The sequence below is a fragment of the Kribbella sp. NPDC104218 genome, from assembly GCF_055584105.1.
On sequence record NZ_JBVJMQ010000005.1, the window covers coordinates 465,972 to 477,098 of the forward strand.

The 11,127-nt window shown below is 68.6% G+C and carries 12 protein-coding genes; 10 read left to right on the plus strand and 2 right to left on the minus strand.

Annotated features, from left to right (window positions below):
* Window positions 1-58 precede the first annotated feature (58 nt).
* A complete protein-coding gene (locus tag ACZ6ZD_RS35600) occupies window positions 59-925 on the plus strand; it encodes a hypothetical protein (protein ID WP_465678836.1) in 867 nt (288 codons plus the stop codon).
* Window positions 926-972: 47 nt separating this feature from the next.
* Here the strand turns inward: ACZ6ZD_RS35600 and ACZ6ZD_RS35605 are convergent, their stop codons facing one another.
* Window positions 973-1,797, minus strand: a complete 825-nt coding sequence (locus ACZ6ZD_RS35605; RefSeq protein ID WP_465678837.1) for an aldo/keto reductase — start codon at window positions 1,795-1,797, stop codon at window positions 973-975.
* 200 nt (window positions 1,798-1,997) lie between these two features.
* On the opposite strand from ACZ6ZD_RS35605, the gene ACZ6ZD_RS35610 reads away from it, so the two are divergent.
* From ACZ6ZD_RS35610 to ACZ6ZD_RS35635, 6 genes are all read left to right on the plus strand, one after another.
* Window positions 1,998-2,627 (plus strand): hypothetical protein, encoded by a 630-nt coding sequence (locus ACZ6ZD_RS35610; RefSeq protein WP_465678839.1) that lies wholly within the window; start codon window positions 1,998-2,000, stop codon window positions 2,625-2,627.
* A gap of 63 nt (window positions 2,628-2,690) precedes the next feature.
* Window positions 2,691-3,356, plus strand: a complete 666-nt coding sequence (locus tag ACZ6ZD_RS35615; protein ID WP_465678840.1) for a Crp/Fnr family transcriptional regulator — start codon at window positions 2,691-2,693, stop codon at window positions 3,354-3,356.
* Between the two features lie 111 nt (window positions 3,357-3,467).
* On the plus strand, window positions 3,468-4,292 hold the full coding sequence (locus tag ACZ6ZD_RS35620) for a hypothetical protein (RefSeq protein ID WP_465678841.1): 825 nt from the start codon (window positions 3,468-3,470) through the stop codon (window positions 4,290-4,292).
* Window positions 4,289-6,313 (plus strand): hypothetical protein, encoded by a 2,025-nt coding sequence (locus ACZ6ZD_RS35625; protein WP_465678843.1) that lies wholly within the window; start codon window positions 4,289-4,291, stop codon window positions 6,311-6,313. The genes ACZ6ZD_RS35620 and ACZ6ZD_RS35625 overlap by 4 nt, the downstream gene beginning before the upstream one ends.
* Entirely contained in the window at window positions 6,310-7,242 is a 933-nt protein-coding gene (locus ACZ6ZD_RS35630) for a hypothetical protein (protein WP_465678844.1), read from the plus strand. The genes ACZ6ZD_RS35625 and ACZ6ZD_RS35630 overlap by 4 nt, the downstream gene beginning before the upstream one ends.
* A gap of 685 nt (window positions 7,243-7,927) precedes the next feature.
* On the plus strand, window positions 7,928-9,349 hold the full coding sequence (locus ACZ6ZD_RS35635) for a hypothetical protein (protein ID WP_465678845.1): 1,422 nt from the start codon (window positions 7,928-7,930) through the stop codon (window positions 9,347-9,349).
* Window positions 9,350-9,405: 56 nt separating this feature from the next.
* Here ACZ6ZD_RS35635 and ACZ6ZD_RS35640 read toward each other — a convergent pair whose 3' ends face one another.
* Entirely contained in the window at window positions 9,406-9,702 is a 297-nt protein-coding gene (locus ACZ6ZD_RS35640; RefSeq protein ID WP_465678846.1) for a hypothetical protein, read from the minus strand.
* Between the two features lie 136 nt (window positions 9,703-9,838).
* On the opposite strand from ACZ6ZD_RS35640, the gene ACZ6ZD_RS35645 reads away from it, so the two are divergent.
* From ACZ6ZD_RS35645 to ACZ6ZD_RS35655, 3 genes are all read left to right on the plus strand, one after another.
* Window positions 9,839-10,186 carry a helix-turn-helix domain-containing protein gene (locus ACZ6ZD_RS35645; RefSeq protein WP_465678848.1) on the plus strand — a complete coding sequence of 116 codons (348 nt, stop codon included), beginning with the start codon at window positions 9,839-9,841 and terminating at the stop codon, window positions 10,184-10,186.
* Window positions 10,187-10,203: 17 nt separating this feature from the next.
* Window positions 10,204-10,407, plus strand: coding sequence for a KTSC domain-containing protein (locus ACZ6ZD_RS35650; protein ID WP_465678849.1), 204 nt, complete (start codon window positions 10,204-10,206; stop codon window positions 10,405-10,407).
* Between the two features lie 78 nt (window positions 10,408-10,485).
* A complete protein-coding gene (locus ACZ6ZD_RS35655; protein ID WP_465678850.1) occupies window positions 10,486-10,713 on the plus strand; it encodes a hypothetical protein in 228 nt (75 codons plus the stop codon).
* Window positions 10,714-11,127 lie beyond the last annotated feature (414 nt).

Consider the following 11,127-nt stretch of genomic DNA (forward strand, 5'->3'; position numbering starts at 1 on the left):
TTCCCCCGGGGGTCGCGGTGCGTTTGGGCTGGCCCTGATCGGGATAGCGTCGTGCACTATGCGCATAACTTTCCGCCCCTTTGTTCTGACGTCTGTTCTTGCTCTCGCTGCCACCGGATTGGCGGCCGGGCCGGCGTCCGCCGCTCCCGTCGTACCGGCGGACTGCGGTGTCTGGACGACGGCGTACCAGTCGTCCGGGCAGCGGGTGTCCTACGGCTACACCAATCAGCAGACGTCGGTGGAGTCGTACCCGGGTGACACGCTGCCCTGGGTGCCGACCGCCCAGCAGCAGCTCGGCGCCGCCGGTGACACCGATCTGTTCATCAGCACCGAGCTCGTCACGCACCCGACCGACGGCTACCTGTACCTGCTGGAGCGCCGCGGCGAGCGGACGAACGGCGTCTGGAAGATGGTCCGCAACGAGGCGACCCGGCTGGCGTCCGGCTTCGGCAGCACGCGCGTGCTGGCCTACGGCTACCCGTACATGTACCGCGTCGCCGGCACGTCGCTCTACCGCTACGAGGTCAAGTACGTGAACGGCGCGTACACGGTCTCCGCGCCGACCCGGCTCGCCTCGACCAACTGGGACGGCGTCAAGACCTTCACCTTCGAGCGCACCGAAGGCGCGGTCGATGTTCTGATCGGCACGAAGAGCAATGGCGAACTCAAGGAGTGGCGCGTCAACCGCACCACCCCGACGAGTATCGCCTCGACCGTCCTCAAGACCACCGGCTTCGCGTCCTTCAGCAGCCTGAGCAGCGGCTGGTGCCAGAACCACCCCGCCGGCCGCCCGCTGGTCGCGATCACCCCGGCCGGCGCCGCTTCGGCGTACTTCGACGCCAACGCGACCGACCGCAGCGGCGCCGACATCACCGGCGAATCCCTGGGTTCCCTCGGCTGGACCGGCCGCGCCTACGGTCAGTAGGACTTCGCTGCGCGGCTGCCATCTGGTAGCCGCGCAGCGCCCCCGGCTCAGTGGCCGAAGCGGTCCGAGTCGGCAGCTTCCTTGGCGGTCCCGTCGAGCGCGGCCAGCGCGCCGAGCTCCTCATTCGCGAGCTCGAAGTCGAAGACCGCGAGGTTGTCCGCGAGCCGCCCGCGGTCGGCCGACTTCGGGATTGGTACGACGTCCTGCTGGGTCTCCCAGCGCAGGACGACCTGGCCCGGCGTCCGCTGATGCGCCTTCGCGATTTCGAGCAGCACCGGGTGGTCCAGCAGGTCGGTGCCCTTGCCCATCGGGCTCCAGGCCTCGGTGACGATGCCGTGCGCGGCGTGGAACTCACGCTCGGCGGCCTTCGCCCAGACCGGGCTGAGCTGGATCTGGTTGACCTCGGGCGCGACGCCGGTCTCGTCGATCAGCCGCTGGAGATGGGCCGGCTTGAAGTTCGACGTACCGATCGCCTTGACCAGGCCGGCCTCACGCAGCGCGATCAACCCTTGCCAGGCCTCGACGTACCGGTCCTGCTCCGGGTTCGGCCAGTGGATGAGCAGCAGATCGAGGTAGTCGACGCCGAGCTTCTCGGCACTCGCCTCGAACGCCGTCCGCGGCCCGTCGACGCTGTGCCAGGCCTTGTTGAACTTCGACGTCACGAACAATTCGTCCCGCGGCGCGCCCGCGAGCGCCCGGCCGACGCCGACCTCGTTGCGGTAGTTCTCGGCGGTGTCGATCAACCGGTAGCCCAGTTCGAGCGCCGTCGCGACCGCGCGTTCGGCGTCCGCGTCATTCATCGGGGACGTCCCGAGCCCGATCCGCGGCATCGTCGTTCCGTGACTCAAAGTGACCGTTGGGACCTGGTTCATCGGCTCTCCTCCTCGGCAGCGGGTGCCCGCCCACGGTAGCTCGAACACCCTCCGCACCCACGCCGGACCGCACCCCGATCCCGGCGTACGGCGTACGGCCGGACTCCCGGTCTCGGTCCCCGAATCGGGGGCGCGAACTGTCGGATCCGTGGTCCATGATGGACCTCGGCGGGGATCGAATCGCGTTGGAGGGATGGCGAATGCGCAATCGGCTGATCACTCTCGTGGATCTCGGTCTGGACAGCTCCTTCGACGCCTCGATGACATTCGTCCAGGGCATCACCGGCAATATCAACGCCGGCTGGGCCGAGCCCGTCATCGACGTCAACTTCGTCCGCACCCGTGACCACGAGACGGCCTTCTCCGCCCTCACCACCCCCTCCACCGTCCTGCACGTGATGGCACACGGTGACCACAGCGCCGAGCCCTCCTTCCTCTCCACCGACGGCCGCACCCAGGTCTCGCTCAGCTCCCTGGCCGACTGGTTCCTCGACCGCCAATGGGGGATCGCCTCCGGCGTCGTCATCGCCGACGGCTGCAAAACCGGCATCGGCAAATGGCAGCGCGCCATCCGCGACTGCCTCCAGGACGACATCACCTACATCGGCACCAGCACCGTCGTCGGCTGGTACGAGGCCACCGTCTTCTGCTCCGCCTTCTACGGCGCCCTGGTCCGCAACCGCGGCCTCGGCCGCACCCCCGCCGAACAAGGCTGGGACGCCGCCAACCGCGCCATCCGCGCCTACGAAACCCTCACCGACGCCCGCTGCCCCTACAAACCCGTCCTCCTCACCCCCTCCCGCCGAGCCCTCCGCTCCCTCACCGGCTAACGACACGCACCCCATCGCCACGCTCCGTGCAACCTGGAAAACTTTCTGTGGTTCGGCGGCGAGATGCGATCGGGGGCAGGTGTGCTGCAGACCTTCCGCGAGCTGGTCGGCCCTGCGGCCTGGCAGCTCCTGCTGACCGAGGGGATGCTGCGCAGCTACAGCCCCGGCCAGGCCATCCTTCGGCAAGGTGACCCGGGCGGATTCCTGCTCGCCCTCGACCACGGGCGGGTCAAGCTGCTCGCCTCAGCTGCCGACGGCGCCCAACTGCTGCTGACAATCCGCGGCGCGGGCCAGCTCCTCGGCGAGCTAGCCGGCGGAGAAGGGCAACGGACGGCGACCGTCGAGGCGATGGACCGGTGCACGGCGTACTACCTGTCGGTTGCGCAGTTCGACCGGTTCATCGCGAAGCACCACTTGGGCCAGGAGCTCCACCGCTACGTGACCGGGAAATTCGATCAAGCGGTGTCCCGGCAGGTCGACCTTGCCCACCGGTCGGCGCTCCGCCGGATCGCGCGCCTGCTGCACGACACGGCGGTGCTCGCGCCGAGCACCGCAGCCAATCCGATGCGCGTCCCGTTCACCCAAGAAGAGCTCGCCGGGTCGCTCGGTCTGGCTCGGAGCACGGTCGCGGACCAGCTCACGACCCTGCGCGCGGCCGGAGCCCTGGCTCGCGGGCCGCACCTGGTCGTCGCTGACCTCGATCTGCTCGCCGCGGCCTTCCGCGTCTGAGCCTGCGCGGCTGAGGCCCGCATCACTTCTGGACTGTCCGATTCCGGACAAACCCTGCGGCCGCGCTCGCCCACTCTGAAGAGGACCGACCCGTTCTCGAGGAGGCCCACGATGAGCACACCACAGGACCCGCGCTACACCGGTGTTTCCGAGCTGCCGCCGTACCGCGCCCTGTTAGTGGTCGATATGAAGGACTACAGCGGCAATGCCGGCCGGGACCAGACCGAGCTGACCCAGCTGATTCCCGAGGTCATGGAGGCCGCGTTCGAGCGCGCCGGCCTCGCCCGCATCTGGGCCCGGAAGACCTTCCACAACGGGACGGGCGACGGGTACGCGATCGGACTGCCGCCGGAGCTGCTCCCGCACCTGCTGAAGCCGTACCTGGCGGCCCTCCAGGAAGAGCTCGAGGAGCGGAACAGCCGGCGTCCGCACTACTGGAACGGCCCGATGCGCTTTCGGGTCAGTGTGAACCTCGGCCCGATCGCCGATTCGGGCATGAATCAGCTGGGCGACGGGAGTGGCGCGGAACGGGTGGTGCTGCACCGGCTCCTCGACAGCGACCCTGTCCGGCATCTGCTCGCCGGCTCTGATCCCGAGGTGACCCAGGTCGCCGCGATCGTCTCGCGCCGCGTCTACGAGGACGCCGTGCTGGCTCGCTTCGCCGACGACCCTGCCTCTTTGTACGTCGAGGCCGGTGCGGAGGTGAAGACGTACCAGGGCTTGGCGTATCTGCGCGTGCCCAAACCGTCCGGCGACCTGCTCAGCAGGGGATTTCTGAAGCCGCCTCGTGGTCCGGAATCGGCATCGCCGAGCACGCCGGCGGCCCCGGCTCCGCCGTCGGGAGGGTTCGGCGTCCAGATCAACGGGTCGAGCGGGCCGATCTACACCGGCAGCGGGACGCAGAACAACACTCTGTACCGAGGGCCTGAGCGATGACCGAGGCCCCGCCTGCCGTTGAAGCGATCGAGACACCTCCGCCGGCGCAAGGCGAGCAGGAGGCCGTCGAGCCGCTCCGAACCCAGGTCAACCACAGCGCCGGACCGATTCACACCGGCACCGGAAATCAGCTCAACGACATCCGGTACTACGAGACCCGCCCGCGGAAACCGCGCATCACGAGCGTCACCTCGGCGTCCCTCCGCGACCTCGCGGACAGGTTCGTCGCACCGCCGGGGTTTCAGCGGGCGGCGGCCGTGCTGGCGAAGCCGGATGGGCTGGTCATTCTGAGCGGGGTCGCGGGCACGGGACGCAATGCCGCCGCCTTGATGTTGCTGCGGACCGGAATCGCCGCGGACACCGTGGTGCGCTTCATCGCTCCCGATCGGGAGCGATCGGCGGTCGCGGTCGAGCGCCGCATCTTCGAGGCCGAGGACGTTCGTGACGACGACCGGCTGGTTCTGGATCTCTCCGAGACCGACGGTGAGTCCTTCGCCGAACTGCAGGACTACCTGCCCGCGCTGCAACCCGCACTCGAGCAGCGGCGGGCAAAACTGGTCGCGATCCTGCCGCATCCGCACGGCGAGAGCCTGAAGACCGAGCTGCTGCCGTTCGTGGTCGAGATTCGCCGCCCGGACATGTTCGAGATCTTGTGTCGACGGCTCGCTGCCGAAGGCCTCACGGCAGCTGACCTGTCCGGCTACCGCAACACCTTCGGCTCGTCGAGTATCGACGGTCTGGTCCGCGTGGTGCACCAGGTTCGTGAGACCCGGCGTCAGCGCCCGGGGATCGCGGCGGACGTCCTGCTGGCGGAAATCCTCAACTCGGCCGACAAGCGCCGGCAGCGGGTGGCCGACGTCGTGAAGTCGTTGGAACAGGCACGCCCTCGCGCATTGCTGATCGCGGCGGCCCTCTTACACGGCTTCTCGATGCAGACCGTCTTTCTGGCGCAAGCACGGCTCTTGGAGCTGCTGCGGGTTGCCGATACCGACGATCACGCCCTCGAGATACCGAGGGTCGAAGAGGCTCTTGCCGACCTGAGGCTCGAGTTGTCGGTAGCGCCGGAGCCGGGGCAGCGTCTCCGCTTCGGTGATCGGGAGGTTCCGGCGGAGATCCTGCGGTACTTCTGGGACGAGATGCCCTGGCTGCGCGGGCGACTGACCGACTGGGTGGGTGATCTCATCGAGTCGGGAATCGGCATCCTCGACAGATTCGACATGGCGACTGTCGCGCGCCGCTTCGGCGTCCAGTGCCGACGGACGCGGGACGCCGACCTCGCGGTACGCCTGGTGGAGAGATGGTCGGACGATCGGTACCAGTCGCAGCGGTCGGCGGCGTACACCTTGCTCGAGGAGCTGCTCGACGACGACGGAACGGCTTCGGCGGCCCGGCAGTTGCTGTATGCCTGGTCGCGCGACGCCCGGCTGCCGGACGGTCGGGCCGCCATCGTGGTTTCGGCCTGCGTCAAGATCCTCGCCGAGCAGTACCTCGACCAGGCGGTGGTCCGCTTGTTCTGGCTCGCGGACCACTCGGCGCTCGACGTCCGCTTGGCCGCCCAGGGCGGGCTCAGGCAGCTGGCCGAGGACCCGGACCGCCGTCTCGCCGTGATCGACGCCGTTCTCGAGCGATGGCGATTCGATCCGGCCAAGTTCGCGGCGGCCGCCGCGCCCGACCTACTGGCGATGTTCCGCGGCACGGAGGCGCTCGAACGGATAGTCGCCGGCTGGCAACGGGCGTTGACCGACAGCGAGCGCATCCCACAGGCCACGTTGTTCCGGCAGTGGTTGCGGGCGTACGCCGAGGCTCTGACCGAGGACCGGCCGGGTGACGCGGACGCCGTCCAACAGATCCTCGCCTTGGTCTGCGCCCACCACCGCGAACTGTTGGATGCGTTGTTCACCACGACGCTCGAATGGCTCGAAGTCCGCAGCGACGATCCGGTTCGACGCCGGACCGCGCAAGTCGTCGAACAACTCGTCCGGCGGGGCCGGCGAACGATCGTCCCGGAGGCCGACTCATGAACCTGAACCGTAAGTACCTCGCCGCTGCGCTGCTGTTGTTGCTGGCCGCCACGGTCTGGCTGATCGTCAAGCTGGGCTGGTTGGGCGTCGTCCTGGCTGCGGCTGCCGGGGCCGTCGGATGGATCGGATACCGCCGAACCACGCATCGGCCGCCTGCCGAGGACAGCTCGCAGACGTCGCAGTTGACTACCAGCGGCCTGCCGACAGCGGACGAAACCGTGTTCCTCGAACTCTCGGCGACCGTGCACTGGCAGGCGGTGAAACCCGAGAGTTACCACGGTGATGTCGCCCGCGAGCTCGTCCTTCGGCAGGCTCGGGAGGTGACGAGCCGATGGCGACCGATCCAGTACTCCCTGGCGCAGCACGAGCTCGCCGCACGCATCGGCCGCCCGGAGGCGGAGGCATCGGGAGAGCTCGAGATCTGGGCGACGGACGTCCGTCTGACACTCCCGGAGGCTGTCCAGCAGCACCTCGCCAAACTGGACGAGGCCCATCGCGACGGGCTGTTGTGGGAGGTCGGTGCCATCAACGAGACGAGGATCCGCACCTACCTCCGTGAAGATGCGCTGCGGACACCGGCGTCCGCAGTCGTGTGGTGGCTGTCCCAACACGAAGGCTCAGTGGAACGCGCCGTCGACCTCGCCGACGTCCTCACCCGCCTGTCCCGGCTGGCGACCGGCGAGAACGCGCCGGACGGATCCGCCGAGATCGAGTCGCTGATCGAGGCGATCGACAAGCTCGACGAGTCCGCCCGAAAGCCCGCCGCCCACAGCCTCGCCGAGGCATTCGAGCAGGCCAATCTGCCCCAGGTCGCAACAGCACTACGCACCAACTACAACCTCCCCACCCTCCGCCCGATCGTCGACCACACCCCCCACCCCGAACCAACCGCCCCAACAGACACGACACCAACCAACGGCGACCGATAGCAGGCAACCGCCCCCTGACCCGAGCCAGCGCACCAAAGGTGGGCGCCCGGCCAGGTGGAGTTCGGCCGGGCACCCCACTCGGCGGGCGAACTCGCCTTCGCCGAACCGCCGAGCGATCGGGGGAAATGCGGGAGACCTCGAAGGACATGCGGGACGGTCCGAGGGAAAGGCGCAAGGGGCTCGGGGGACATGCGGGACGGTCCGAGGGAAAGGCGCAAGGGGCTCGGGGGACATGCGGGACGGTCCGAGGGAAAGGCGCAAGGGGCTCGAAGGACATACGGGCGGCCCGGGGGGACATGCGCGAGGGGCTCGGGGGACATGCGGGGTGGCCCGGGGGATATGCGCACAGGGCTCGGGGGAGCGAGGGAGGAGCGGGGTGCGTCGGAGCAGTGGGCGTCCGGCCGGGTGGAGGGATTCGGCCGGGCGCCTGGTGGTCAGCCACGGGCCGGCCTGCGTGTGCGGGTGCGGGCTGGTTGAGGCGGGTGGGTGGGGAATGGTCGGGGTGGGCGACACGCAGGGGGCGGCTGTGGGCGGGTGGGCGTGTGAGACTTTTGGGGAGCTCGTCGCGAGGGCGAGGTCTGTGGTCCGGGTTGCCGGTGGCCTGGGCGGCGTAGGAACGGGGAGCCGTTCGGTACGCATTGGTTGATCCGCTGACGTCCGCCCGACGCGGTGAAGGAACACCATCATGAAGCTGCACCGGAACACTCTTCTGACTGCTGCTGCGCTTGTGCTGGTCCTGTACGTCGTGGCGCGGGTGGTCGGGCTGCCGGGATGGGCACCCGTCGTCCTGGCGGTGGTCTTGCTGGTGGTGTTGGCCGTGGTGTGGAAACAGCCCGATCCGCCGAAGCCGGTTGTGACTGCGGCGCCGCCGACGCCGGCCCCCGTCGTACTGCCGGATCCAGTTTTCTCCGGGCCGCCGACGCGGACAGTGGTTGATGTGCGGCTGCCCTCGGCGTCCGCTGATTTCCAGTTCAGTTTCTCGGCTGTGGTGCAGTGGTCGACCGTGCTCGCGGGATCGCGGCACGCGGATCTCGGCGCTGTCGCCGTTCATGCGTTGCTCGAACGTGCGCGCGCTCTGACGACCGGGCTGCAGGTCACGGAGGAGGCGCTGAACCAGCACCGGCTGGCGGCGATCCTCGGCGAGCCCGCGCTCGACGACAAAGGACAGGTGCGCTGCTGGGCCACCGAGATCCGGCTGCGGCTGCCGGACGCCGATCAGCGGCACCTGCAACATCTCGCCGCCCTCCATCGGCACGAGCAGACCACCCTGCTGGAACGCCGGATGGAACAGGACAAACGCGCGTACCTGAAGGAAGACGTCTTCGCATCGCCGGGATCCGCGGCCGTCTGGTGGCTGGTCAACCACCCGGGCCAAGTCGAGAACGCCTTGGGCCTGCTCGACACCCTCTCCGACCTCTCGGCCGCGGCCAACGACCTGCCAGTGCGCCGAACCTCGGTCGAACCGGTGGACCAGCCGAAACCAACCCGCGCGGAACTCGCCTTCACCGCGGCCATAGACCAACTCGAAGCCGCCAAACCCACCACCACCCCCGAGCCACCCGCCACCCCCGAACCTCACCCCAAGCCCGAAACGCCCACCGAGCCCGAGGCCCACCCCGAGCCCGAAACGCGTGCCGAGCCTGGATCGCAGACCGAGCCCGCGCCTCCGGGCCAGCCCAGGCTGTCGGCCGGGCCCACACCGTCCGCGAAGCCAGAGCTCCCTAGTCCCGAGCCTGCCAATCCCGAGCCGGAGCAGCCCGCCGTACCTGCAGCGCGTACCGAGCCCGAGTTCCGGGCTGAGCCGGGGTTGCCTTCCGGGCCGCCGCCGTCCGCTGAGCGAGCGTTGCCTGCTGAGGGGGAGTCGCCCGCGAGGCCTCAGCCGCTCACCGCACGTGATGCTCAGGCCGAGCCCGAGTCGCCTGCCGAGCCTGAGCTGCCTGCCGAGTTCGAAGCGGCGGGGGAGGCCAAGGCGTTTGCGGCGCGAGAGCATTCGCAGGCCGTCAACGGGAGGGTTACCCGCCTGCCGTTCGACTCTGGTCACAACGGCTCGGCGACAGGGGAGAGCCAACCGGCCGGCGGGTATCGCGAGAAGTTCTACTCGGAGTAGGCCGGTGCGGCGGGCGGGTAGCAGGGTGCGCCCACCGCACCGGAACTGAGGGCGCCTCATTCGTCCAGCCAGCGGATCGTGGTGGCGCCGTTGTGGCCGTGAACGCTGACCAGCGCATCGATACCGTCGGGCCAGACGGTGGTTGTCGGGTAGCGCCCGCCCCAGTGCAGCGCGACCGAGCCGTCCGTCCATTCGACACCTTCGGCGACGACGCCCGTCCCGCTGACGCCGGAGACGTCGACATGCCGCACCAGCTGGAAGCAGCGCGGGCCCGACTTACTCGCGATCTTCAGATGCCGCCGCCGCGAACTCCGTCGCGTCAGCGTCGCGGTCCTACCGGTGATCTCGTCCATGGCCCAAGTCAACGTCCGATCCCGCGGCCTCACCAGGAACTCGACCGGTATCCACAGGGAACAAATTCGGACCCCCAGTGGTCACTCGATCGCCGTAGGCTGATTGCAAGGAGTGACCAACACGAGGAGTGACACGATGACGGTTGTCGACCAGTGGACCGGCAGGTCTGCGCAGGCCTTGCAGTCGGCGCTGCGGCTGACCAACGAGGCGTTCGCGGAGCAGCTGGGGATTTCGGCCCGCACGGTGACGAAGTGGCGAGACAGACCCGAGAGGGTGCCGAGCCAGTACCTGCAGGAGGCGCTCGACACCACGCTCCGCGACGCCCATCCCGATGCCAAGATCCGCTTCGCCGCGGCCCTCGGCATCGCTCCGCAGGCGGCGCCGCTCGACCCGGCTGCCCTGAGCGAGCTCAACACGGTGATCGTCGACCTGGCCCGCGTGCTGGCTCGCCTGGAGAATGGGAATCCCCAGCGGACGGCCTGACCACGAGGAGGGCTTGTATGCGCCGGCGACCGGTGAATTCGTCGAGCATCCGATCAATCGGCTGGTCCGACGGCACGCTCGAGCTCGAGTACGTGAACGGCTCCGTCTACCAGTACTTCGACGTCGCCCAACCCACTTACGCCGCGCTGCTGGCCGCACCAAGTATCGGCGCCTACGTGAACAGACACATCAAGCCGCACCACCGCTGGCGCGAGGTCTGACACCGTTTCCAATCCTGCGCGCGCGGGAACTGGGTGAGCGTTCCACACGGGGGTAATCGCCCAGCCCAGGAGGTGGAAATGCGTACGCGAAGAGCGTCCACGACAGGTTCCAGAACAGTCGCCGTCATCGTCGCCCTGTGGTTGCTGATCGGCTTGGCCGCAGCAGCCCAGCGAAGCTACTTCTCCGGTTCCGACGCGACCTGCGCGAAGGTCGGTACGACGCTCGTCACGATCGTGGCCGGCCCGCTGAACTACATCGGCGCGAACCCGAAGATCGACTGCGACGCCCCACAGCCGTCGAGATAGCCCCGGCCTCGGCACAACGTTCCTCGGGGGAGGGGAACGTGGACGCAGTGCGGTAGCAGATCGACCGGTCGAACCCACGTCGCTGTTCCAGGCCGCGCCGGCGCCGAGCTCGGCTGCCGTCGGGAATAGCTCGCGGACCATCCCGGTTACACCTGATGCCGCCTGGTTCAAGACCCCGGGCTCCAACTTTTGCCGCTTCGAGCGGCCACCCGCCGAGAGGCGTCTGCTGGGCGGTGCAGTACGTGACAGGTGGGAGGCGGTACGAGCGTCTCCCACCTCGTCAGACCCCGATTTGCATCTTCACCAGGAGAGTCAGTATTGTTCTTCTTGTTGGGAGCGAGTGCAGGACGCGAAAGCGGCCGAACCTCCCAAACCCCCAGAAAGTTTCCGGTAGCTGAAGCTTACCTCGGTAAG